This is a genomic window from Halogeometricum borinquense DSM 11551, from assembly GCF_000172995.2.
GTDB lineage: Archaea > Halobacteriota > Halobacteria > Halobacteriales > Haloferacaceae > Halogeometricum > Halogeometricum borinquense.
In genome coordinates, this window is sequence record NC_014729.1 from 752,537 (window position 1) to 775,800 (window position 23,264).

Below are 23,264 nucleotides of genomic sequence, written 5' to 3' on the forward strand. Positions count from 1 at the left end.
GCCGTGTGCGCCACACTATGCCCCGAGAACAGTATCAGGACGCACTTGAGTCGCTCCGCGACGACGTTCTCTACATGAGCGAAGTCGTCGCAGAGCGACTTCGAATGGGTCTGGATGCACTCGAACAGAAAGACGACCAGCTCGCAGAGGAGGTAATCGAGGGCGACGGCGAGATCAACCGAATGTATCTCGACCTCGAACAGGACTGCATCGACCTCATCGCGCTCCAGCAACCGGTTGCCTCGGACCTGCGTTTCATCGCCGCCTCGTTCAAGATCATCACGGATCTCGAACGAATCGGCGACTTGGCGACGAACCTTGCAAACTACGCAACTGAGGCGCAACGAGACGTGTTCCCCGAAGTCGATATTCAGCAGATCGGTGACGGAACGCTGGAAATGCTCGACAAGTCGATGGACGCGTACGCAGAAGAGAACCCCGAACTGTGTCGTGCTGTTGCCACTCAGGATGACGACATCGACGCGATGTGTGAGGCCGCAAGCGAGATGGTCGTCAGAGACCTGATCGAGACCGACCCGTTCGGTGAAGAAGACCGCGACGCAGAGGCCTATCTGTCTGATATCTCTCGGCTTCTCTTGACGGTTCGTGACCTCGAACGCGTCGGCGACCACGCTGTGAATATCGCCGCACGAGCGCTCTATATGGTCGAAGACGACGACGAACTGCTCTACTAGACCGCTTTTTTGCAGATTCGGTATTTTTCTCTGTTCCCTCTAGCGGTGTCGCCGAAGATCTCTCCTGCGGGTTTCCAAGCCGGTCTGGCGACGGATCAACACAATCGTTCTTCATATGACCGACACCGATTTGTGTTAGATCGGTGAATGAATGTCTATGAACGTCCGTTCGACAACTGCGCAAGAGTGGTGGTCGTGGCAGTGGACTGCGACATTCGCAGTCATGTTCGGGTACTTCTTCGGAGCGATGCTCTGGGTCGCCGGATTCAAGATTTCCGCCGCACTGGTCGGTGTCATCGCCGTGCTTCTCGGGATGTCCGTTATCGCATCAGAATAGTCGCACTGGCTCAACCCAATCGTTCTTCACGAGACGAAGCGCGTTTCGGGGTGTTGACAGCGGTGCGCGGAAGGCGCACCCGAGTCAAGAAAACGGTGCTATTGGAACCCGATCCGACCGTCGCGCCGGTCGGTGAGTTGATCGCGTGCGCCGCCTTTGAACTGATCTTGCATCTGTTCGTAGTAGTCCATCAGTTCGTCCGTGATCGTCGGACGGACGGCTTCCATCGCTTTGCGGAAGTGACGCATTTCGATCTCTTTTGCGTCGTCATCCTCACGAAGCGCCTCGATAGCGGCCTCACGCGCGATGGATTCGAGGTCGGAACCGACGTAGCCCTCGGTAATCTCCGCGATCTCACGCAGGCTCACGTCGGGGGCGAGCGGACTCGACTGCGTGTGAATCCGCAGGATCTGCTCGCGGCCCTCCTCGCCGGGTTGGCCGATGAGGACGAGACGGTCGAACCGTCCCGAGCGGATGAGCGCCGGGTCGATCATGTCCGGACGGTTGGTCGCGCCGATGACCATCACGTCGCCGTTCTCTTCGAGGCCGTCCAACTCAGTTAGGAGTTGGTTGACGACGCGTTCGGAGACGTTGTTGCCCATGTCGTTGCCCCGACTGGGTGCGAGGCTGTCCAACTCGTCGAAGAAGATGATGGTCGGACTGACCTGCCGCGCCTTGCGGAACGTCTGCCGAATCGCCTTCTCCGACTCGCCGACCCACTTCGAGAGCAACTGCGGCCCACGAACCGAGATGAAGTTGGCGTTCGTCTCGTTAGCGACAGCTTTGGCGATGAGCGTCTTCCCCGTGCCGGGCGGCCCGTACAGGAGGACGCCCTTCGGCGGTTCGATACCCATCCGCTCGAACTTATCGCGCGACGTGAGCGGCCACTCGACGCTCTCTTTGACCTTCTGTTTGGGGTCTTCGAGTCCGCCGACATCGTCCCACGACACTTTCGGCAGTTCGACGAGGACTTCCCGCATCGCCGAGGGTTCTACCTCGGTGAGCGCGCCCTCGAAGTCGCTGCGCTTGACGATCATCCGGTCGATGAGGCTCGGCGGGATGTCCTCCTCGTCTAAGTCGATTTCGGGGAGGTACCGCCGGAGCGCCTTCATCGCGGCTTCCTTCGTCAGCGATTCGATGTCTGCACCGACGAAGCCGTGCGTCTCGTCTGCGAGATGATCCAGCGACACGTCGTCCGAAAGCGGCATCCCGCGGGTGTGAATCTGCAGAATCTCCTTCCGGCCGGATTCGTCGGGCACACCGATTTCGATTTCGCGGTCGAATCGACCGGGACGGCGAAGCGCGGGGTCAACCGAATCGACACGGTTGGTCGCCGCGATGACGATGACCTGCCCGCGCGTCTCCAACCCGTCCATCATCGTCAGGAGTTGGGCGACGACGCGGCGTTCGACTTCGCCGGTCACGTCCTCACGCTTGGGCGCGATGGAGTCCAGTTCGTCGATGAAGATGATCGACGGCGACTCCTCTTTTGCGTCCTCGAATATCTCGCGGAGTTGCTGTTCGGACTCGCCGTAGTATTTCGAGATAATCTCCGGCCCGGCGATGGAGAAGAAACTCGCTGACGTCTCGTTGGCGACTGCTTTCGCCAAGAGCGTCTTCCCCGTGCCGGGCGGCCCGTGTAACAGCACCCCTTGCGGCGGTTCGATACCCAATTTCTTGAATATCTGCGGGTGCTTCATCGGGAGTTCGACCATCTCCCGGACCCGCTGGATCTCGCCTTGCAGGCCGCCGATGTCCTCGTACGTTATGCCGCCACCCGTCTTTTCGAACCCGGAGATGGGTTCCTCTCGGAGTTCCACCTCGGTGTCTTCGGTGACGAGACAGACGCCCTCCGGATCCGTCTCGACAGCGATAAGCGGGATCGCCTGTCCGGGCGACCGCATGAATGGGTGGTTCGTCGAGGACATCACGGGAACGATGTCGCGCTCGACGACCGGACGCTTGAGTATCTGGCGTTTGACCATTCCGGCGGCGTCGGAACCGAACTGGACGCTCGCTTCCTCCGGCGGCGCGAGGACGAGTTTCTCGGCCTTCGTCGCCTCTGCCTTCCGGATGGTCACCCGTTCGCCGATTCCTACATCGGCGTTCTGACGGGTGAAGCCGTCGATACGAACCGTGTCAGTGTTCCAGTCTTGGCGGTCGGCACGCCACACCTTCGCTGCCGTCGTCTCACCACCTTCGATCTCAATGATGTCGCCCGGTGAGAGTTTGAGATGGAGCAACGTGTCCGGGTCAAGACGGGCGATACCGCGACCCGAATCGTTCGGGTACGCCTTCGCCACTTCGAGTTGCACTTCGTTCATGATTTGCTCGCGGGGATATGTCTGATTTCTCGGTTTCGGTGCGGGATAAGTGCTTCCCCGACTGGGGATTCTCGTGCCCGCCTCACTAAGAGTGACACTCCGCGGCACAGTACGGCACGAAGATACAAATTCCTACCGACTCCGTCTCTCGATGCCATGGAATTTTTACTCATAACCGCCTCCTTGAAGACATGCGTACACTTGCGTTCGACGGACGAATGGGTGCTAGTGGTGACATGATTCTCGCGTCGCTTCTCGCCGCCGGTGCCGACCGGGATGCACTGGCCCCTGTCGAGAACGCTCTCGATGTTCACTACGATGTCTCGACGGTGGTCAAAAACGGGATCTCCGCTCGTCGCGTTCGTGTCCGCTTGGATGATACTGCCGGCGGCGGCGAGGGAGCGAACGACGGACACGACGCTGACGGGGGCCACGAGCACGCGCACGAACACGGAGATCATAGCCACGGTCACGAACACCATCACCACGCACACGACCACTCCCACGGTGAAGGCCACACGCACGACCACTCTCACGGCGCAGGCCACACGCACGACCACTCTCACGGCGCAGGCCACACGCACGACCACTCTCACGGCGCAGGCCACACGCACGACCACTCTCACGGCGCAGGCCACACGCACGACCACTCTCACGGCGCAGGCCACACGCACGACCACTCTCACGGCGCAGGCCACACGCACGACCACTCTCACGGCGCAGGCCACACGCACGACCACTCTCACGGGGACCACACCGAACACCCCCACGACGATGATCATGCACACGAGACACCCGCTGAGGGACACGGTCCGCACCGCGCGTACGCAGAAGTAGTCGAGATAGTCGAGTCGATGGGCTTGCCGAACGGCGTCGAACGGGACGCGAAAGCTATTTTCCGGATTCTCGGCGAGGCGGAAGCAGCGGTCCACGGCACCGAGTTGGATGAGACGCATTTCCACGAAGTCGGCGCAGACGACGCCATCGCGGACATCGTCGGCGCGTGTCTCCTCCTCGCTGACCTCGACGTCGAACGCGTCGTCACGTCGCCTCTTTCGACCGGCGGCGGCGAGCAGTCGATGGCGCACGGTACGTATCCAGTTCCGACGCCCGCTGTCGTCGAAATCGCCCAGCGCGCCGACTGGTCGTTGAAAGGTGGTCCCGTCGAGGCGGAACTGTTGACGCCGACGGGCGCGGCAATTCTCGCGCACGTCGCCGAAGGCGTCGAGTCGCTCCCGACGCTCGAAATCGATGCCTCGGGGTACGGCGCGGGCGGATACGACTTTCCGGACCACCCGAACGTCCTGCGAACGCTCGTCGGCGACGGTGCGGGCCGTCTCATCCGCGACGAGATAACCGTCTTGGAGACGAACCTCGATGATGCCGCGCCGGAACTCCTCGGCGGTCTCCAATCGACGTTGAAAGACGTGGGCGCGCGCGACGTGACTATCCTTCCGGCGACGATGAAGAAGTCCCGACCCGGACATCTCGTCAAAGTCATCGTCAAACCGGAGGACGCCGAACGCGTCGCGAACCGCCTCGCTGTCGAGACGGGAACGCTCGGCATCCGAGAACACGGTGCCGGACACCGATGGACCGCATCTAGACGATTCGAGACAGCCGAACTCGAAATCGAGGACGAGAGACACGAGGTGGCGGTGAAAGTCGCGTCCGATGCCGAGGGAGCGGTGTACGATTACAGCGCCGAGTTCGATGAGGCTCAGGCCGTCGCCGACGAAACGGGCCTGCCAATCCGTGAGGTCATGCGACGCGCGGAGAACATCGTCGCAGGCGACGACTGAATCCGGTTCGACTGGGCGACCGGATTTCAGCGCGTCGCATCACTCCGTACCGTCGGTTTCGGTGTTTTCAGCGCCGTCGTTGTTCTCCGATTGGTGTTCGGCCAGTGCCTCCGAGACGGTGAGGTCGCCCGCGGCGACGCGGCGGGCGAGTCGTTCGTCGATGGTGCGGTTGTTCTCGGAGACGCGGCGGGAGTGGTCTTTGATTCGCTGAAGTTCGCCTTGGGTCGGTTCGATATCGCGTGAGTCAACAACCTCACCGTTCATCCGGGCGATGTTGACCGCGGCGAGGACATCGCCCATCCCGCGGGCGCCGGTTCCGAGATATGGCGTTGTTCCGGTCTCATCGACGAGTTCGACAGTCACGTCTTCCAGTTCGTTTACGATAGTCGAACCTTGGAGGCGTGCGCCGTCACCGATACGAACGATGGCGTCCGGACTATCTTCGACCTCCTGCCGGATGGTTTCTACCGTGTCGGCGAGCGGGACGTGAAACGCGGCGACGATGGTGTCACCCGAGAGTACGGCGATCCCCGGTCGAGTGCCGGGGTCTACGCCGATGACCGTTCGACCACCGCCGCCGCGGAGGATACTGATCGCTTCCTCGACGGCGCGGCGGGTTTCGCCTGCTGACGCGACGACAGTTTCGACGCCCGACGGAATCTCTACCTCGTCGGTCCCAGAAACGACGACGACGTCCGCTTGGTCGGGTATCTCGGCTCCGGGTTTGACCGTGGTGAAGGCGACACCCCTGTCACGGAGGTCGCCCACGATTTCGTGGTAGAGTTCGAAGTCAGCAGTGGCGACGACTATCACTCGTGGACGTTTGCGAGGCGAGCGGTAAAACGTGTCGCGCGAGACGGCCGGACCGGGGGGTTTTTTCGGCAGACACGACTCACCTCCTCTCGTGTCCGAGTCAGTTACTACCGGTTGCCGTTCGCTCGACGACCTCTTGGGGGGTGGGTTCGAGCGCGGCACCGTCACGCAGGTCTATGGACCTCCGGCGGCGGGGAAGACGAACGTCGCCCTCTCAGCGGCGGTTCGTGTCGCTGCTGCGGGCGGAACCGTCGTCTACATCGACACCGAGGGGCTCTCGGTGGACCGGTTCCAGCAACTCGCAGAACACGTCGCTGGACCGGAGCAGTCGATAGAGGACGTGACTTCTCGACTCATCGTCTCGGAGGCGCACGACTTCGAAGAACAGGAGGAAGCCGTCCGCGACACCACGGAGTTCGCCGAACAGGCCGACCTCGTAGTTCTCGACAGTGCAACCGGGTTCTACCGTCTCGAACGGACGATGGACAAAGACGGCGGGGAGTCGCTTCGCCGGGTCGCACGGCAGGTGACGCATCTGCTTTCGCTCGCTCGCAAACACGACCTCGCGGTGGTCATCACGAATCAGGTGTTCTCCGACCCCGACAGCGACCAGATTCGTGCCCTCGGCGGTCACACGCTCGAACACTGGACGGGGGCAGTGCTCCGAATTGACCGGTTCCGCGGCGGCAACCGCCGCGCAACACTGGAGAAACACCGCGCAAAACCTGCGGGTGAGACGGCTACGTTCGAGATCACCGACGGCGGCATCTCCTCGACGCAACTGTAGCGCACGCTTTTCGGCACACGCTAAGCACACGCCTTACAGTCTATTTCACTTGCCTCTCACCCGTCGCTCACGGCAGAGAATAGTGAGAGAGTGAGTCGAACCGTCGAGGTTGGTTCGGGGTGGCTCCGGCTTACAGGTCGCCGAGTTTCCGCATGACCTGTCCTTGGTACTTCTCGTCGGCGTTGACGCCTTTCAGTTCGAGCACGTTGCGTTCGAGTTTGTCGAGCGCGACGTGGAAGGCATGTTCTGCGCCGTAGCCTTCACCGCTCCCGGCCACCTGTCCGTGACTGGTGCGGAGTCGGACCTGACTCTGGATAAGCGGCGTCCCGCGGAGTTTCTCTTTGTGTTCGTGGAATCGGACGTGCGCGTGGTGAACCTGCATCTGCTGGTATTTGTCCACCACCTTCGTGATGGAGTCAACGACGCTGTCCCGCGTGAGCGTCTCCAGCAGGCCGATGTTGGTTATCTGCACGTCCATACGCTCTTCTTCGGTGAACGTCAGTGCGCGAAGCACGTCCGTCTTCGTGAGGATGCCGAGCACTTCGGTGTCGCTGTCGGTCGGCGTGACAACGACGCCCTCGATATCGTTGTCGAACATCCGCGAGACGACCGTATCGATCTTCTCGCCGGGCGTCGCCGTAATGACGGGCGAAGACATCAGGTCGTACACCGGTAGGTCGAGCATCCGGTCGAGGTCACCGCGGCGGTCGCCGCGGCCCTGTCTGTCAGCGTTCCGGACCGAGAACTCGATGATGTCGTGCGTGGTCAACACGCCGGTGAGTTTACCGTCCTCGTCGGTAACGGGAAGCCGGGAGATACCGTTCTCACGCAGGCGGTTGATCGCCTGCCCGACGTGGGACTTCTCACCGATGGTGACAACATCCTTGGTCAGAATGTCCTCGACGGAAATTGCGTCAAGGTTGTCCAACACCGCTTCGAGGATGTCGTTACCCGTGATGATACCGTAGAGTTTCTCGCCTTCGTAGGCGGGTGCGATTCGGGTGTCGCCTTCGACCAGCATTCGGGCGGCCTCACGAACGTCTTCGTGACGGTCGATCTTCGGGGCGGATTTCATCACCGCAGACGCCTTCGTGTCGTCTTCCATGCGAGAGCGAACGAGTTGCTTCTCGCCGATGACACCGGCGTACTCCCCGTCGTTAGTCACGATGACCCCTCGAGAGTTTTCGCGCTCGAAAATTGATCGGACTTTTCCCAGCCGTTTGTCTGCATCAACCTCGACGAAATCGGGAGTGGCAATATCAGCAATATTCATAGTCCGAGTAACCTCCATCGTTAACATACTCCGTCCTTTGTCTTGAAACTTCGCGCCATTCTCGTCGCGTAAGAGGACCTTCGGTCAACCCGTTTTGAGTTTCATCTCGGACGTGCCAAGACGCTAAGTGCGGTACCGTTTTCAGCGCGGATACTGTCGTTTCGAGTCGATGTCGGCCCCGCGAACAACCCTCCCCTCCACGTCCATACGGCCATGACAGACGACGATTGGTGGACCCTCCTCATCGTCGCTGTCTGCGTTGCCCTCGTTGCGGCCAGCATCGGTGCTGTGGCGATGTGGGGACCAATACCGACGGTATCGATCTCGTCTCATTCGCCCGATTCGTCCTCGCTCGACGATTTCGACACAGCGAGCATTACCGGTGAAAACGTTACTGTCGGCGTGATCGACGCGACCGGCTTCGACACTGAACATCCAACGCTAAACGGGCACGTCACCGCGACGCACGCATTCGGCTCTGAGCCGACGGTCAGAAACCGCGGGCAGAACGGTCATGGAACTGCCGCAGCGGCGACAGTCAACCGAGTCGCGCCGAATGCGTCGCTCGTGCTTGCTACCTTCGACTCGCCCCGCGGATTCCGTGATGCTGTCAATTGGATGGTCGAATCGAACGTGGACGTGATTGTCGCTCCCGTTTCCTTTCTGGGAACGGCGGGCGACGGGAGCAGTCTCATCTCCCGTGTTGCGACGAGGGCAACGCTTGAAGGCGTCGTCTTCGTCGCTTCCGCCGGAAATCTCGCACGCGGTCACTGGTCGGGGCAGTACGACACCGTCCGAAACGGGACGCTTCAGTTCGGTGCTGACCGGCGACTGTACCTCTCGGGCGACGACCGCCGTATAACCGTCTGGCTCTCGTGGCCCGAGCGATTCCGTTCGCACGACTACACCGCCGAACTCTACCGAACGGGCGGGGGTCGAACCACTCTCATCGCTCGCTCGCAACCGTACCACGGTGACAACACGCCGAACAAACGGTTTGTCGTCCGCACGCGTCCCGGCGGGATCTACCACGTCGTTGTTCGCGGCCCTCAGAACGCAACTCACGTCCCGCTCGAACTGTCGTCACCGACGCACGACTTCCGCCAACCGACACCGTCGGGAAGCCTCACCGCGCCTGCGACCGCCCCCGGTGTTCTCACAGTCGGCGCACTCGACCCGAATACGGGCCGGTTAGAGCCGTTTAGTTCACGCGGACCGACTTCCGACGGTCGCCTCGGCGTAGACGTGGTGGCTCCGGACCGCGGTGTTTCGCCCACTTTCGAGGGACGATTTATCGGATCGTCAGTTTCGGCACCGTACGCCGGCGGTGTGGCGGCGCTCGTTCTATCGGTAGATCCGGATCAATCCCCGCGCGAGGTGGAGGTTCTCCTCGAACAGACGGCGACAGACATCGGGAAGCCGAATGCAGATCCTGCGACGGGATATGGGAAGTTGAATCCGACGGCGGCGGTTCGGGCCGCGGCAAACGAGACGAACGGAACCGCTCAAACCGACGTTTGAACTACGGATAGGACTTAGTACGTCGCTGACAGACGAGGCACGAACGCAAGACGACGTGCGAGCGCAAGACGACGCACACCCCACTTCACGATGTCTGGAATCATTGACAGTATACAGGAACGAACCACACGCACTGACGAACAACCACGCGTCCTCGACGTGGATGACGCTGAGGCCGACGCCGTTATTGATGCCCTCTCTTCGGATACGCGACGGGCAGTGTTCCGGAGTTTGTTCGACGAACCCGGAACCGCTTCCGACGTGGCTGACCGCCTCGACACGTCCGTCCAGAACGTTCACTACCATCTCTCGACGCTGACGGACGCCGAACTCGTCGAGAGCGTCGATACCCGCTATTCGGAGAAAGGCAACGAAATGACCGTTTACGGGCCTGCGAACGATCCGATTGTCTTTGTCGGCAATCGGGATATCAGCCCACACGTCCGGCAGTCCTTGACTGACATCGTGGCCGGTCTGGGCGTTCTCGGTCTCGGCTCACTGCTTGTTCAGTGGGGTACGAAACGACTGGTTGCACCCGCGGCAAGAGGAATCGGCGTGGTCGAACCCGCGAGTCGGTCGGCGGCTGATTCGACGCTAGCGAACCTCGTTTTTGCGATTGCCGAACCGGGTGTACTCTTCTTCCTCGGCTGTCTCGTCGTTTTCGGTCTCGTCGCGTACGTGCGACAATAGAAGACGTTCGAGGGTCGGTCTCCGTCGAGCTATGCTGATCGGAACAGTCCGAGGAGAGCACCGATACCGACAACACCGAGGACACAACCACCGATGATAGCGGTCAGCCCGGCGGAATCGCCGCCGAACACTCCGCCTGTTGACTTTCTCATACTGGCTGCGGTGTTAGTCGTCTGCTGGGTTGTCGTTTCTGTCACTTTCGTCTCCGTTGGCGTCGGGTTGGCCGGCGGCGCTTCGAGGATGACGAGCGAACCCACGGACGCTGGGTCAACCGAGGTGTCCGCCCCGGGATATATCTCCATCTGGTAGTCGCCTCGGTGAATGAGATCTTCCAGTTCCCACTCCTCTTTCGGATCGAGACTGTACTTACTCCCATTGTCGAGGACGCTACCCGTCCTGTGATTAGTTCCAGCGTTTTCCGTATCGAACAGGACAACGGCGCGGCCATCGTCGTCTCTGTCCCGGAGTGTCGCGACGTACTTGTAGTTCACTTCCTCGCTGCCGATGGTGATCGTGACCTTCTCCTTATCTCCGAAGGTGACGGGAATCCGAGCCGTTCTCGTCTGCGTTACCTCGACGACGGAGACCATATCAACGCGGTCAGGCGAGGGCTGCATTCCCTCGTCGGGTGTGTCGTGCTCAGTTACCGTCACGTCGGTACAGTTGCTGTCACAGGGGACGATTTTCCCTTCGGTCTCCGTGAGGCTGTCACCGTCATGAGAGACTGTCACTTCGAACGTCCCAGTTTTCGGTCCCTCGCTCATGTCGAAGTGCGCTTCGAACGTTCCGTGCTCGGTGACAGTCGTTTCCGACACTCGGAGGAAGGCCGGGCTCGTGTCACCTGTCGAGCTCATCCGGATACTCAGGGTCGTCCCTTCCGGGAGTGTCGTCTCTCCGCTGACCGTCTGTCCGGTACTCTGATGGAGCGTCAGCGTGTCACCCTCGTGGACGATGGTGGCTGACTCTTCTGCGGCTATTACTCCTGCGGGCACGGTGGCCGCACAGAGGATACAGGCGAGGAGTGCGACACGGAATCTCGTCATCGCATCACCTCGTCGGTTCGATTCTGCCACTGTGTGATGCTGGAGGGCATCATACTCGAAGTCACAACTGTTAGGCAGTTAGTACGACCGATAGCTCAAAGCGTGCGTTGAGGTATACAGGTACTCGTTCACTGATGCTCATTTCTTGCCGGACCGAAAGGAACTCAAAGGTTGACACCTGTTCACCGGTATGACCAGTGGACTACTGACGCTCCTTCCCGAACTCGTCGAACTCGCCATCTTCGGCCTCGGAAGCCTCGTACTCTCGGGCGTCGGCGTCTATATCGAACAATTCGCACTCTCGATGGTCGGGAGTGGCCAACCGGAACTCAGTGTGTGGGCGGCCGTGATGGGTGCCATGGCGTTCGGCTTCTCGTACCTGCTCGCTACAGACCAGTTCCGACCTCGTCTCCAGCGTTTCCTCGACGCGAACGCTGACCGTCAGTAAGAACGTCGACAGACGAGACTTCGCACGCTGTTTTTCACGCGTACCGCAACAGGAATCTTGGGACTCTATCCTTCGGTCCGATCACGACCTTCGTCGCCGGTCTCAAACAGCCGTTCGCGCCGTGTCAGTTATCGACTGGATCCGCGTCGAACGCGAACTGCCACGCCGCTCCCTCCCAGTCGTCGGCGTCGGCTGACTCGGGTATCGACGTGTCGCAGTATCCTAACAGCGAGACATTGCGCTTGTCATCCTTTCCCTGCCAGATGATGGATGCCGTTCCGTCCGGGGGTGCCCCCGACGGGTGTTTGGGCGGCGTCTCGTCCGGTCCGAACGAGCCGTACAAACCGCTACTCTCGTCGGATTCCATAACGCCAACTCGTTCGACAGTGCCGACGGCCGGCCCGAACGTGAGACGGATGTGTCGCGGGACGAGTGCCGATTTTCCACCCAACAGTCCCGTTCGCGTTTGGGTGTCTGTTGTGTCTGCGCCCATCCAGAGCCAGTGTCGGTAGTCGGCTTCGTCGTCGTCCGGCAGTGTAACTGTCATCTGCATCGCTCGGATGACTCCCGGGCCGGAGACGCGTTCCCACTGGTCTGCGAGTGCTTCGACCATCACCGTCGCACCGTCGAACCGACTGGTTTCGTCGTCACTAGTTACCGTCGGCAACTGGTTTTCGACCTGTTGGCTGTTCTCCGTGAGCATGCTGACTGCGCTCTCCTGATCGAACGAGCGGTCAGCACGCCGACTGCCGCGGATGGCGTACGCCTTCGGCGTGGCGGCTGACACTGCCGCAGTCCCGATAACTGTTGTTCCAACTGTCGCCGCCGCGGCACGGAGCATGCCTCGCCGTGTTGGCTTCCCTGTCTGGTCCGACTTCGATTGCTCGCGCGACCGCAAATCCGAGAGGACTCGGTCGGCGACGACCGTCGCGCCGTTTTTGTAGGACGGTGACTCCATCGATGCCTGTGCGGCGGCGACCGCGGCGTCCTCGTCGCCGACGACGGAGAACCCGCGGAGGTCCCGCAGTCGGCTGGCGACACCCGACTGCTCGTCGGTTGCAGGATATACCACGCAGTGGGTGCCCGCTACTGCGGCGTCCATGACGGTCGAGTACCCGGAGCAAACGACGGCGTCGGCCGCGCGGAGGTACGGAAGCAGGGAGGGGACCGCTTCCCATCCCTCGGAGCCAACGTTTACAACCGACAGGCCGCGGTCTGTGAGTCGCTCCCCGACCGATTCGAGGTTGGAGTAATGGCTTGGGACGACGACGACATCGATATCTGCGGGGACGCCATCATCCGATCCGTCGAGGGCAATCGGCGGGACGTGAACCGCTTGGTCGGGATCATCGGGTTTCGGTTCCCAGACGGCGGGGTAGAAGAACTCCCGGGAGACGGACAGTTGCAGCGAACAGTGAAACTGCGCGCCGAGTCGTTCCGTTCGGTCCTCGTAGATGCTCGGCATGTCGTGTTTCACGACGTACTGCGGGATGCCGACTCGGACGGCGGCCATCACGGCAAACATGTCGTCGGTGACGACGGCGTCCGGGTCGGTTTTGCGAAGCCACTCCACGATTTCGGAGATCCGACGGGTCGTGTCGGGGATACTTCCTGCAAGGAGATCAGTCACCGTTCCGTCTTGATAATCGCCGATGTAATCGACGGTCGTCGGTTCGAACGCGTCGTATCCGTTCAAATCGACGAACCGGGCGCCCGCTCCACCACCTGCGATCTGGATTTCACAGCCCGCGGATTCGAGGGCGCGGGCAATCGCTAGCATCCGCGTCGCGTGTCCCGCACCTTCACAGTAGTGGATGATGGCGATGTTGGAGGGCATCGTCTGCCTCATGAATGTGCACAATCATATTCCTTCTGACTTTACTGCGGAGATAGGCCCCGTTATTTCGAGATAGGAACAGCTGCGGGCTCTCTTTTGTGTTGGTCGGAACACTATGACATCCTCCTCGCCGTTCACGGCGAGGTTTCCTCGCGCTGGGGTATCGTTTACCGACCCACGGAGGCAACTTGCGGGTTCGTATGCTCCTCGTTGGGACGGGGAGAGCGTGATGACTCCAACCATTCGTGGTTGTCCCACTTGAGGCATACAGGCCGTGCCATCGACCGTGTTACCGTCGTCTGCCGTTGACGAGACACAGAGTGTCTCGTTCGCCAATCAGAACTCAGAGAGTTCTGATGACGTCTCAAGAACGTCTCTGACGCCACGAGGTCAGCGTGCCCCTCGAAGCCACACGGACACGTCAGCGTATCTCTGTGGCGCGTCGTCTCCTCTGTCGAACCACAGTTGGGACACTCCTGACTCGTCCACGCCTCCGACCGAACCTCTACCGACATACCGTATTCCTTGGCGGTACACGCCACCCGGTTCACGAACGCCCTGAACGCCCAGAAATTGTGCGTTTTCGCGTTCGTCTCTACCGACCAGTGCGTTTCCAACACGTCAGTTAACGCCCCAACGTACACCGTCGAAACGCCTTCATCGTAGAGGCGTTCGATGAGGTCACGGGCGAGTGCGTCTTGGGCGTGGTCACGTCGCTTGGTACGTCGGTCGTACAGGCGTCGGATTCGGTGACTGCTGTATCGACCTTCCTCCAACAGTGATTGGAGTCGGGCGATTTCTCGTGTCGTCTCGCGGAACCTGTCGAACAGGTCACGTCCTTCGTACAATAGTTGTTGACCGGTTGTGGTTGTGCAGGCGACGAGGTTGTTCGCACCAATATCCAGAGCGGCTTCTTCCGAAGCCAGTGGTTGTGCCAGTCGAGAATCATCGACGGTGACTGGCTGAAAGGCCCTGAACGATTGTGCTTGCTCGTCGTAGAACAACTCCAATCGACCCTGCTTCTCATACTCCGTCCAGTTCGGGTCGCCCCGAACTTCGAGCCGGAGGCGTTCGCGGTGTCCCAACCCGTACTCGTCTTTCAGGTCTTTGCCGACGAGGATTTCGAGCCGGGAGTATTCACCCCACTCGACCGAGTACGACGTGTTTCGGATGTACGTGCGGAGTTCTCGACCTTCGTCTGCGTTGCCCCAGTATCCGGGTTTTCCGTTGGCTTCGCCTTTCTTCCTAAGGCTGAAGAACGACTTCCACGCTTCGCGGTTCTTGCGCTCGATTTGCTGAACCGTGGACGCCCCGAGAACACCGCCGTAGCGACCACGATACTCGCTGATGTCCCACACGTCTCCGTCTGGGTCAGCATAGTGTTCGCGGCGCTCGTAGTTGATTTCGTTCCAGAGAGCGGCAGAAGCGTCCAACAGGCGTCGAAGCAACTCCTCGTCCTCGTCGGACAGAGGAACCACCTCGAACGTGTTGGCTCGCTTCATCGACTACTGATTGCATCGGAACACACATAAAGATGTGGTTTGTGTGCTACTATATGGTCGAAGTTCGCATCGAGTTCGATGACGACGAGCAGTACGAGCGACTGAAGGAACTGAAGAAACACCGTGGATTGACGTGGAAGGGGTTGCTCCTCGAAGGCGAGAAGAAAGTCAGGGAGGATACCCCGGAGTAAGCGGCGAACGTGGGTTGTGCCGTAGAGTGTCGGATTCACGCCCGCCGTAAACGTCGGGACTCTCTCCTTGATTCAGGTAGCCGAGATATTGGCTGAGTTCGTGTCGAATGTGCTGGGCGTGCGACCAGGAGTGATCAGCAGTAACTCCTGGTCTTTTGGCACGGGCATTGCATTTTAGCGATTCCTGTCCGGAAATCAGTAAGGTCCGTCGCGGTCAATCGACGATTTCAACGTCGAACTTGCTGTGCCAGCGATAGCGCCGGCCACCCCAGACGAAGGTCCGACGTGCGTACGCGTAGGCCATCAGCGGCACCATGGCGAGTACCGACGGATAGGCGAGCAGTGCGGTCCATCGCCGCTGTCCAAACGCGAGGTAGATGGCTCCGTGCATGGCCGTCAATACTGCCCCCGTACCGAGGGGGAAGCGGATTGAGAAAGCGGTTAACACCAGTAGCAGAACAATATTGACGACCGCCGCTGGCGGATCGTGGTAGCGGACCAGTTTCATGAATCTGACGTGGCGTTCTAGCGTCTCTCGAACGGATCCGCCCATTTCAACGCGTCGAGCGCGCCGGAGCGTCGTCACGTCGATGTACTCCCCGAGCAGCCCGTCGTCGCTGATCGTCTGGCGTAGTTCCTTTCGAAAGGCGTCGACGTCGAGGTCCGAGCGCTCAAAGATCACGGCACCGCCCCATATGACGTCGCCAGCCCAGACACTGAACGTCCCGCCGAACGCGTATCCCGGTTCGAGCAGTATGGAGAGTGGGTCCTGGCCGACGAAGAAGGGGACTTCCGAGACGGGGCCGTGCGTTTCGTAGTCAGCGTTGAGAGTGGCCAGCCAGTCGTCGGGGTGGTGGAAGTCATCGTCGGTCCAGACGATGCGGTCGTGGCGTGCCCGTTCCATCCCGACGTCGATGGCGTTGGCCTTGCCCGAACAGCCATCGGGCACGCCCGCGACGACCACTTCGACTCCTGCGGGGAGGCCATCGCGGTCCGCGACACGATCCGACTCGTCGTCACAGACCACGAGCAGTTCGTCGTCAGGCCCGAGCTGATCAGCGACTTCCTGGCATGCGGTGGTCCACGTGGTCGTCGGGAGAAGAACTGTCGTTGGCGGGCGGCCCATAGACCGGAGTTTTCATGAAACTGAACTTGAATTTTTTGAAATTTGTCTCGACACGAGCAAGGAACACGGGGAAGGGTTAATTGTATACCGGACAGGCGGCGTGGTACACGACTCGAAACCATGGAAGTCAGACTCGTAATGCGATTTCCACTCCGTCGGGCGCGGCAAACATATCAATGATGCGAGGGGGGCTCGAACCCCACTCGTAACAAGTTGCTCGCTGGTTCGAATCCTTGGCTACCACACACCCTCGCACGAGTGCGAGAGACACGGAGGTCTCTCGCGGTGATGTGCTCGGTAGAAGTGGGTTGGGGCGGATTCGAACGCCGGCGAACTCCCTTCGGTCGTCCGCTGCTTCCCGCCTCGCTCCGCTCGGCGGGAACGCCGGCCTGCTCCGTGTCCTTCACGAGGATGGAAAAACGAGTGGGTTGGGGCGGATTCGAACCGCCGGCCTGCTCCGTGTGAAGGAGCCGTCATAACCTGGCTAGACCACCAACCCAGGCAAAAATTTCTTTCCTCGGGTGAGACTTAAGCGTTCTTCTTCGGTCTTACTCGGATGCGCCACCTCGGTACCGCTTGATCCGACCGCGAGCCTTCTTGATGGCCTTCTTTCCACCGCGTTCGGCACGCCGCGGCACATCGCGGAGTTCCGATTCTAACCGCTCGCGCCCGGTTGGTTCCGACTCTTCTTCGCGTTCACGCCCGAGTGCTGACCGGATTCGTCGTTCGACCGGCTTGGCCTCTTCTCGCAGTCCGTCCGCGAGGTGATTTCCCGCACGTCGGAGGTAGTACCACGCATCTTCGAAGTGTCGATTCATATCTGTTCTTACGCAGGCAACTAATAAAAGAATTATGTGGGTAATTGTCATGCTCTGTTTTAGGCCCTCCTAAAACAGAAGATTTTAGTAGTTGTTAGGCGTGCCTAAAACTGGTGCGACGTCGCTCGTGACGGCGTCCATCGAGCGTCTATCCCTCGTGGCCGACCGTGGGCATCATACACAGTCGGTCCACAACATCCCTGTTTGTCGAGTCAGCAAGGCAACTACCGTGCCCCCGGTGACCGGCTCCACCGTGTTACGGTCATCGGTTCCTTTCCCGACTAGCGATTACCAGTGGGGGACTACCGTCGCGTCTGTAAGTCGCTGTCGATCAACGACCTTTCCCCGTATGAGTAGCTGCGTCCATCGGTGCAGATGCACTGCAGTAACTCCTCGTTAGTACGTCGGTGACTCCTCAGGGACGCCATCGCGTTGGTTCACCAGTCGCGCAAATACGAACAGCGCGTCCGAGAGTCGGTTGAGGTACTGAATCGCTTGCTCGTTCACTGACTGATCTGTCGCCAGCGCGACGGCGCGGCGCTCTGCCCGCCGCGACACTGCGCGCGCGTGGTGAAGTTTCGCTCCCGAATCGCCGCCACCGGGGAGGATGAACGACTGGAGCGGTTCGAGTTCCTCCTCTACGTCGTCGATATACGACTCTACCTCCTCGACGTGCGCTTCAGCGATGACCGGATCATCGTCTTCAGGGTCCGGATTTGCGAAATCCGCCTGCACGATGTGGAGATGGTTCTGGATACGCTCTAGTTTCTCGTCTATATCGTCGTATCCCGTCGGTCGGACGCTCCCGACGAGCGCGTTCACCTCGTCTACGGTCCCGTAGGCTTCGATCCGAGGGCTCGTCTTCGACACCCGCGACATGTCCCGAAGGTCGGTCATCCCCTCGTCGCCGCGCCCGGTGTAAATTTTCATGCGAGGGTCCTCTCGATGTACTGCACGATATTGTCGGACTCGCCCATCGTGATTCCCCGTTCGTCGTCCACGAGAACGGGCACGCTACGCTGACCGCTCACGCGTTTCACTTCGTTGCGTTCGGAGTGAAGCGCCTCGACCCACTCTGTCTCGTACTCGACGCCGTGTTCTTCCAGTGCGTCGTGTACCTTCTCGCAGTACGGACATCCGTCCAGCGCGTACACCGTGATGCTCATCGTATCGAGTTCGAATCCCGCGAGCAAAGAGATTTGGCCGTCGGCAGTCTGCCGCTACGACCGCCGCCACGCCAGTGTCACGACTACGAACAGGCTCAGGATGGCCGCGAGCGGTCCAAATCCTGGAACGCCGGTTTCCGTTTCGGTCGGTGTCGCGGTTGGCGTCGCGGTCGGTGTCTGAGTTGCCGTCGGCGTCGGGCGCTCAGTCGGCGTCGGCTCGGTCACGCCAACGGTGCCTGCGGTTTGGTTCCCGACGCTGAGGTTGTACGTCCCGACTTCGTCGAACTGTACGGTGAACCTCTCCGTCTCTGAGTCGCCAGCCCCGAGCGTCACGCGCCGCGTATCGGTCGTCGCATTGTCCACGGCGAGCGAGACGTATCCAGTCGCCGCTCGCGTCCCGTCGTTGGTCACTCCCGCTGAAACAGTGACTGTCTCTCCGGGTCGAATGCGCCGTTCACCGACGCTTGCGTTCGTCACCGCGACCCGGCCGCCGGACTCGCGGCCGACGGCGAACGTTGACAGTCCGGGCGTGTCGGCGTTGTAGACGTACGTCTCCTCTCGTTTCTCGACGAGGATTGCGTTCAATTCCGTCCACGTTCCGTCGTGATATCGGTAGAGAGCCACTTGATCCGGCGAAACGTTCCGCTCGTGCAGACGTTCCTCGTGTACGCCGAAGCGGAAGACCGCGTAGTCGATATCGCGGTCCGAGACGGAGTGGTCTACCTGCAAGTATCCGACCGTCTGCTCGTTGGGTGATGTCACGTTCGCGTCGATGGTAGCGTTCGGCGCGTCGTCGTGAACCGTAGCCTGTACCGAATACGTCTCGTTCTGTGACGCAATCGAGAGCGTGTCGAGGCTGACGTTCTTCGATTCGCTCGTTGTGTTCAGCGGAAGATCTACCAGTGACGACGGCTGTGCGGACTCCACGCGAACTGAAGATCCGTTTCGACCGGTCCGTTCGACGGAGACGTTCGCTCGCGGCGGTTCGGAGTCGTTGGCGTCGGTCTCGGATTCCGGGTCTGGTTCGATCACGACGATTTGTTCTTCGTCGCCACCGCCGCCTCCCCCACCGCCACCGCCGTTCGCGTCCGAACGTGATCCGTTCAGAGAGATCGTTGCCGATTGTCCGGACGCACCGTCGTTCCCGTTCGCGTCCGCGAGACGTGCCAGCGTCACCGTTACTGACCCATTCGATCCCACCGCGTGCGACGTCTCGTAGCTCGTCCCGCTCACCGAGAAGTCTGTCTCGTCGAGTGTCGCATTCGCCGACCCGGTCAGCGTGACGTTCACGTCGTTCAGCGTCTCCGAAGCGTCGAAGGCGATATCGACCGACGAGTCCGATCCCGCGGAGACGGAGAAATTCGAGACCGTCGGCGGGGTGTCGAGGGTGAGCGTTCCGGTCTGGGCTGACCGTTTGTTTCCAACGGTGTCCGTCGTCGTGACCGGGACCGACCGGTCGCCGTCGGCCGCAGTCGCGTCGAAGTCTACGGTGAGTGTCGCCGTGTAGGTCCCGTCGGAGTCGCCGTCAGCAATCGAGACCGCACTTCCGGAACCGAATGCACTCCCATCGACCGTCACCGACCCGATGCCTGCAGCGTCACTCACCGTCGCTGAGATATCTATCTGGTCGCCCGGCGCGACGACGCCGTCGCCGTCTGTCGCGTCAGTGAACGTCAGGCCGGTGACCGACGGCCCGGTCGTATCGAGCGTCAGCGACCCCGTCGTTCCGCTTCCGACCGTCCCCCGGTCGTCACTAGCTTGAATGGGTGCCGAGACGCTCCCGTCTGCGGACGCGTTCGACTCGTCCACTGCGACCGTCGCGTTCCATGTGCCATCGTCATCACCGTCCGTCAACGTGACCGTTCCAGCTCCGATGGCCGAGAGGTCGGTCGTTACTGTCGCCACGCCGTTCGCGTCGGTCGCTGTCGCCTCCACAGTGACGTTCTCACCATCCGTGAGGACGCCGTCACCCGTCTCGTCCGTAAGCGTCGGACTCGATACGGTCGGACCAGTCGTGTCGAGCGTTAGCGATCCCGTCGTCCCGCTTCGGACGTTCCCCGCGCCGTCCGTCACATCGACGGCCACGCTGTAGTCGCCGTCGGGGTCCGCGTTCGCACCGTTTACGGTGACCGTCTTCGACCAATCGCCGCCGGTATCGGTGAGGGTGACGACGCCAGCACCGAACGCCGAGAGGTCGGCCGTCACCGACTGCACACCCGCAGTGCTATCCGTCGCTGTCGCGGACACGGTCACAGATTCGCCGTCAGCGACGATGCTGTCTCCGTCGGCGTCGTCTGTGACGCCCACTGAGGAGAGTGTTGGTTTCGCCGTGTCGAGGGTCAGCGTCTCGGTCGTAACGACGCTTGTCTGACCGGCCTCGTCGCTGACAGTAACGGACCCACCGTGCGAGCCGTCGGGATCCGCATTCGCGGCGTCAACGGAGACAGTCACATCCCACGTTCCGTCCGAGTCGCCGTCGGCCAAGGTGACGGTTCCGGCGCCGAACGCCGAGAGGTCGGCTTCGACGGTGCGAACCTCGCTTCCGGTTCCGTCGGGTGTGACGGAGACAGTGAGATCCTCGCCGCCCGCCACGTAGCTATCAGCATCACTGTCGCTCAGTGAGAGCCCTGATGTTGATGGTGTGACAGTGTCGAGGGTGAGCGTTCCGACCGTCGTCTGATTTGTCTTCCCTTGACTGTCGGCGGCCTCGACAGAAACGGAGTGCTCTCCGTCCGCAACACCCGACGCGTCCACGACGAACGTACCGTTGTACACGTCCGAACTCCCGACTTGCGAGAGACTGACTGCACTGCCGCCGCCGAGTTCGGTTGCGTCCGCAGTGACAGTATCAACTGTCGTCGCGTCGGTCACGGTCAGTTCGACTGTCACCGTCTCTTCGTCCGCGACGACACCGTCACCGTCGGTGCCTGTGAGACTCCCGGCCGAAAGCGTCGGCGGGTTCACGTCCTGCGTCAACTCGTTCGTCGTCGCCGAGTTGGCGTTCCCGAGGTCGTCCGTCGCTTCGACGGTGAGACTGTAGTTGCCGTCGCCCGCGGCGTTGGTCCCGTTAACCGTGAACGACGTCTCGTAGGTGTCGCCGCCGACGTTCGAGAGCGTCTCGGTTCCGACGCCGAAATCTGATGCGTCCGTCGTCACTGCGGTGATTCCAGTCGTGTCCGTCACCGTCGCGGAGACAACGACTGTGTCGCCGTCGCGGACGACGCTCATGCCGCCGCTCCCGTTTCTGAGCGTCAGCGATGAGAGACTTGGACCGCTCGTATCAACGCTGAGCGTCCCTGTCTCTGTCGAGGCGGTGTTTCCCTCGTCGTCTGTCGCCGTCACCGAGGCGAGTTGGTCTCCCTCGGTCGGCGACTGACCGACCGCCGTCGTCAGGTTCCACGTGGACCCATCGGACGAGGTGAGTGAGACGGAACTCCCCAGATCGAACGCCGAGAGATCGGCCGTGACCGACTGCACACCGCTCGTGTCGTCGGACACTGTCGCTTCGACGGTTATCTCGTCTCCGTCGGTCACGTTCCCGTCGGCGTCTCCGTCAGTGAGTGAGAGAGGACTAATATCCGGCCCGGTCGTATCCACAACGACTGTTTCGGATTCACTGCTTGCACCGTCTTTTCCGGTTCCGTCCGCGGCTTCATCGAGCGTGAACGTGTACGTCCCGTCGGTCGGCGCGTTGTACGTCGCCTCGTACGTGTACGGGGCCGACCCATCGGCCGTCGAGAACGCTGCCTCCGTAACTGTCGTCGAATCCGCTCCCGAGACGCTCACCGTGATGTTCCCGAGCGTTTCGTCGCTGTCGAACGAGAGGCCGACCGACTGCCCCGAGGAGTTATCGACCGCAAACGATGTGATATTAGGATCCGTGTTCAGTGTCAGCGTCTCGACGGTCGTCTGATTCACGTTTCCGGCCGCGTCGCGTACGCGGACAGTTACCGGGTAGTCACCGTCGGTCGTCCCTCCTTCCGAGACGGTTATCGTGGCGTTGTACACGCTTGATTCCGTTTCGTTCGTCAGCGATTCCGACGTACCTGCACCGAAATCCGAGAGGTCGGCCGTCACTGACTCTATCGCCGTCGTCGCGTCCGCCACATCTACCTCAACAGTCACTGTCTCGCCAGCATCGACGGTCCCGTCGTCGCCTGCTTCGGAGAGCGTCGTTGACGAGTACGTGGGCGCATTCGTGTCGAGACGAAGTGACGGCGAGTCGGTCCGATTGGTGTTACTCTGATTGTCGGCGGCGACGATGGTAACGTTCGTCTCCCCGTCAGCGGGAACGCTTCCGCCGACGGTGAACGTCGCCGCGTAGGTGTCACCGTTCGTGAGAGAGAGCGAAACGGTTCCAGCACCGAAGTCAGACGCGTCGGCTTCGACAGACTGCACGCTCGCTGTCGCGTCTACGACGTCGGCCCTGACGCGGACGGTGTCGTCCGAGGCGACGATTCCGTCTCCGTCCGAATCGTCCAGCAACTGCACGTTCGTCACCGACGGTTCGGTGGTGTCTACGTACGCGCTATCGTTCAGTGAACTCTCTTTGACGAACTCGCCGGTGTAGTAGCCGTCACGACTCACGTTCGTCGTCGTCTCGTAGTGATACCCGCCGGAGATATTGGTTTCAGTGAACGTGTCGGCACCCAACACCTGATCGGAATCACCGTTTCGGTAGAGTAAAATATCGAAGTCAGACAGTTGCTGTGTCGAGTCGAACGAGACGGTCAAGTTCTGCCCCTCAGGGTTCGAGATAGTGAAGTTTGATTGCTCCCCGCTGGCCGCCTCTGCGACTCCCGGACCGACTGCCGCCGCGGCCGCCAAAATCATGACTGCAACTGTGACGAGAGTAACGGAGACCCCTCGCGTCACGAACGAATCCGCCTCT

19 protein-coding genes and 1 tRNA gene are annotated in these 23,264 nt (G+C 60.9%); 8 read left to right on the forward strand and 12 right to left on the reverse strand.

The genetic code is table 11. The annotated features are described in order from the left end of the window. The first annotated feature begins 17 nt into the window (after window positions 1-17). Together phoU and HBOR_RS03920 are read left to right on the forward strand one after the other, a co-directional pair. Window positions 18-695: a phosphate signaling complex protein PhoU gene (gene phoU, locus HBOR_RS03915; protein ID WP_006053633.1), complete on the forward strand. Its 678-nt coding sequence runs from the start codon at window positions 18-20 to the stop codon at window positions 693-695. 157 nt (window positions 696-852) lie between these two features. Next, window positions 853-1,032 (forward strand): hypothetical protein, encoded by a 180-nt coding sequence (locus HBOR_RS03920; RefSeq protein ID WP_006053634.1) that lies wholly within the window; start codon window positions 853-855, stop codon window positions 1,030-1,032. 98 nt (window positions 1,033-1,130) lie between these two features. Here HBOR_RS03920 and HBOR_RS03925 read toward each other — a convergent pair whose 3' ends face one another. Continuing rightward, complete coding sequence (locus tag HBOR_RS03925) at window positions 1,131-3,356, reverse strand: CDC48 family AAA ATPase (RefSeq protein ID WP_006053635.1); 2,226 nt, start codon at window positions 3,354-3,356, stop codon at window positions 1,131-1,133. 191 nt (window positions 3,357-3,547) lie between these two features. Here HBOR_RS03925 and larC point away from each other — a divergent pair, with 191 nt between their 5' ends. Further along, complete coding sequence (larC, locus tag HBOR_RS03930; protein WP_013440499.1) at window positions 3,548-5,158, forward strand: nickel pincer cofactor biosynthesis protein LarC; 1,611 nt, start codon at window positions 3,548-3,550, stop codon at window positions 5,156-5,158. 39 nt (window positions 5,159-5,197) lie between these two features. Here larC and HBOR_RS03935 read toward each other — a convergent pair whose 3' ends face one another. Further along, window positions 5,198-5,971 (reverse strand): RuvC family protein, encoded by a 774-nt coding sequence (locus HBOR_RS03935; protein ID WP_006053637.1) that lies wholly within the window; start codon window positions 5,969-5,971, stop codon window positions 5,198-5,200. Window positions 5,972-6,062: 91 nt separating this feature from the next. Here HBOR_RS03935 and radB point away from each other — a divergent pair, with 91 nt between their 5' ends. Continuing rightward, window positions 6,063-6,758 carry a DNA repair and recombination protein RadB gene (gene radB, locus HBOR_RS03940; RefSeq protein ID WP_006053638.1) on the forward strand — a complete coding sequence of 232 codons (696 nt, stop codon included), beginning with the start codon at window positions 6,063-6,065 and terminating at the stop codon, window positions 6,756-6,758. Between the two features lie 130 nt (window positions 6,759-6,888). On the opposite strand, the gene HBOR_RS03945 is transcribed toward radB, so the two are convergent. Next, window positions 6,889-8,031 carry a CBS domain-containing protein gene (locus HBOR_RS03945; RefSeq protein WP_006053639.1) on the reverse strand — a complete coding sequence of 381 codons (1,143 nt, stop codon included), beginning with the start codon at window positions 8,029-8,031 and terminating at the stop codon, window positions 6,889-6,891. A 213-nt stretch (window positions 8,032-8,244) separates the two neighbouring features. On the opposite strand from HBOR_RS03945, the gene HBOR_RS03950 reads away from it, so the two are divergent. Then, window positions 8,245-9,552: a S8 family serine peptidase gene (locus HBOR_RS03950; RefSeq protein ID WP_006053640.1), complete on the forward strand. Its 1,308-nt coding sequence runs from the start codon at window positions 8,245-8,247 to the stop codon at window positions 9,550-9,552. A 90-nt stretch (window positions 9,553-9,642) separates the two neighbouring features. Continuing rightward, window positions 9,643-10,242 carry an ArsR/SmtB family transcription factor gene (locus HBOR_RS03955; RefSeq protein WP_006053641.1) on the forward strand — a complete coding sequence of 200 codons (600 nt, stop codon included), beginning with the start codon at window positions 9,643-9,645 and terminating at the stop codon, window positions 10,240-10,242. A gap of 29 nt (window positions 10,243-10,271) precedes the next feature. Here the strand turns inward: HBOR_RS03955 and HBOR_RS03960 are convergent, their stop codons facing one another. After that, the gene (locus HBOR_RS03960) at window positions 10,272-11,285 is read right to left on the reverse strand and encodes a BGTF surface domain-containing protein (protein WP_006053642.1); all 1,014 of its coding nucleotides are present in this window, start codon (window positions 11,283-11,285) and stop codon (window positions 10,272-10,274) included. Window positions 11,286-11,475: 190 nt separating this feature from the next. On the opposite strand from HBOR_RS03960, the gene HBOR_RS03965 reads away from it, so the two are divergent. After that, window positions 11,476-11,733 carry a hypothetical protein gene (locus HBOR_RS03965; RefSeq protein WP_006053643.1) on the forward strand — a complete coding sequence of 86 codons (258 nt, stop codon included), beginning with the start codon at window positions 11,476-11,478 and terminating at the stop codon, window positions 11,731-11,733. 124 nt (window positions 11,734-11,857) lie between these two features. On the opposite strand, the gene HBOR_RS03970 is transcribed toward HBOR_RS03965, so the two are convergent. Beyond that, complete coding sequence (locus HBOR_RS03970) at window positions 11,858-13,570, reverse strand: glycosyltransferase (RefSeq protein ID WP_006053644.1); 1,713 nt, start codon at window positions 13,568-13,570, stop codon at window positions 11,858-11,860. Window positions 13,571-13,737: 167 nt separating this feature from the next. Further along, window positions 13,738-15,072, reverse strand: a complete 1,335-nt coding sequence (locus HBOR_RS03975; protein ID WP_006053645.1) for an IS200/IS605 family transposon protein TnpB — start codon at window positions 15,070-15,072, stop codon at window positions 13,738-13,740. A 53-nt stretch (window positions 15,073-15,125) separates the two neighbouring features. On the opposite strand from HBOR_RS03975, the gene HBOR_RS19885 reads away from it, so the two are divergent. Further along, window positions 15,126-15,263, forward strand: a complete 138-nt coding sequence (locus HBOR_RS19885) for a hypothetical protein (protein WP_013440500.1) — start codon at window positions 15,126-15,128, stop codon at window positions 15,261-15,263. Window positions 15,264-15,477: 214 nt separating this feature from the next. Here the strand turns inward: HBOR_RS19885 and HBOR_RS03980 are convergent, their stop codons facing one another. From HBOR_RS03980 to HBOR_RS04005, 6 genes are all read right to left on the reverse strand, one after another. Then, window positions 15,478-16,389: a glycosyltransferase gene (locus tag HBOR_RS03980; RefSeq protein WP_006053647.1), complete on the reverse strand. Its 912-nt coding sequence runs from the start codon at window positions 16,387-16,389 to the stop codon at window positions 15,478-15,480. Window positions 16,390-16,813: 424 nt separating this feature from the next. Beyond that, a tRNA-Val gene (locus HBOR_RS03985) sits at window positions 16,814-16,888 on the reverse strand. Between the two features lie 49 nt (window positions 16,889-16,937). Beyond that, window positions 16,938-17,207, reverse strand: a complete 270-nt coding sequence (locus HBOR_RS03990; RefSeq protein ID WP_006053648.1) for a DUF7553 family protein — start codon at window positions 17,205-17,207, stop codon at window positions 16,938-16,940. A gap of 396 nt (window positions 17,208-17,603) precedes the next feature. Continuing rightward, the gene (locus tag HBOR_RS03995; protein ID WP_006053649.1) at window positions 17,604-18,137 is read right to left on the reverse strand and encodes a cob(I)yrinic acid a,c-diamide adenosyltransferase; all 534 of its coding nucleotides are present in this window, start codon (window positions 18,135-18,137) and stop codon (window positions 17,604-17,606) included. Beyond that, window positions 18,134-18,373 carry a glutaredoxin family protein gene (locus HBOR_RS04000; RefSeq protein WP_049890557.1) on the reverse strand — a complete coding sequence of 80 codons (240 nt, stop codon included), beginning with the start codon at window positions 18,371-18,373 and terminating at the stop codon, window positions 18,134-18,136. The genes HBOR_RS03995 and HBOR_RS04000 overlap by 4 nt, the downstream gene beginning before the upstream one ends. Before the next feature lie 54 nt (window positions 18,374-18,427). Continuing rightward, window positions 18,428-23,248 (reverse strand): PGF-pre-PGF domain-containing protein, encoded by a 4,821-nt coding sequence (locus HBOR_RS04005; RefSeq protein WP_241432289.1) that lies wholly within the window; start codon window positions 23,246-23,248, stop codon window positions 18,428-18,430. Window positions 23,249-23,264: the final 16 nt, after the last annotated feature.

Coding starts and splice junctions, on each gene's coding strand:
- larC (WP_013440499.1), top strand. CDS start 3,548: ATGCGTACACTTGCGTTCGACGGACGAATGGGTGCTAGTGGTGACATG.
- HBOR_RS03980 (WP_006053647.1), bottom strand. CDS start 16,389: ATGGGCCGCCCGCCAACGACAGTTCTTCTCCCGACGACCACGTGGACC.
- HBOR_RS03925 (WP_006053635.1), bottom strand. CDS start 3,356: ATGAACGAAGTGCAACTCGAAGTGGCGAAGGCGTACCCGAACGATTCG.
- HBOR_RS03945 (WP_006053639.1), bottom strand. CDS start 8,031: ATGAATATTGCTGATATTGCCACTCCCGATTTCGTCGAGGTTGATGCA.
- HBOR_RS03990 (WP_006053648.1), bottom strand. CDS start 17,207: ATGAATCGACACTTCGAAGATGCGTGGTACTACCTCCGACGTGCGGGA.
- HBOR_RS03965 (WP_006053643.1), top strand. CDS start 11,476: ATGACCAGTGGACTACTGACGCTCCTTCCCGAACTCGTCGAACTCGCC.
- HBOR_RS03955 (WP_006053641.1), top strand. CDS start 9,643: ATGTCTGGAATCATTGACAGTATACAGGAACGAACCACACGCACTGAC.
- HBOR_RS03975 (WP_006053645.1), bottom strand. CDS start 15,072: ATGAAGCGAGCCAACACGTTCGAGGTGGTTCCTCTGTCCGACGAGGAC.
- HBOR_RS04000 (WP_049890557.1), bottom strand. CDS start 18,373: ATGAGCATCACGGTGTACGCGCTGGACGGATGTCCGTACTGCGAGAAG.
- phoU (WP_006053633.1), top strand. CDS start 18: ATGCCCCGAGAACAGTATCAGGACGCACTTGAGTCGCTCCGCGACGAC.
- HBOR_RS03920 (WP_006053634.1), top strand. CDS start 853: ATGAACGTCCGTTCGACAACTGCGCAAGAGTGGTGGTCGTGGCAGTGG.
- HBOR_RS03960 (WP_006053642.1), bottom strand. CDS start 11,285: ATGACGAGATTCCGTGTCGCACTCCTCGCCTGTATCCTCTGTGCGGCC.
- HBOR_RS03950 (WP_006053640.1), top strand. CDS start 8,245: ATGACAGACGACGATTGGTGGACCCTCCTCATCGTCGCTGTCTGCGTT.
- HBOR_RS03970 (WP_006053644.1), bottom strand. CDS start 13,570: ATGCCCTCCAACATCGCCATCATCCACTACTGTGAAGGTGCGGGACAC.
- HBOR_RS03995 (WP_006053649.1), bottom strand. CDS start 18,137: ATGAAAATTTACACCGGGCGCGGCGACGAGGGGATGACCGACCTTCGG.
- HBOR_RS19885 (WP_013440500.1), top strand. CDS start 15,126: ATGGTCGAAGTTCGCATCGAGTTCGATGACGACGAGCAGTACGAGCGA.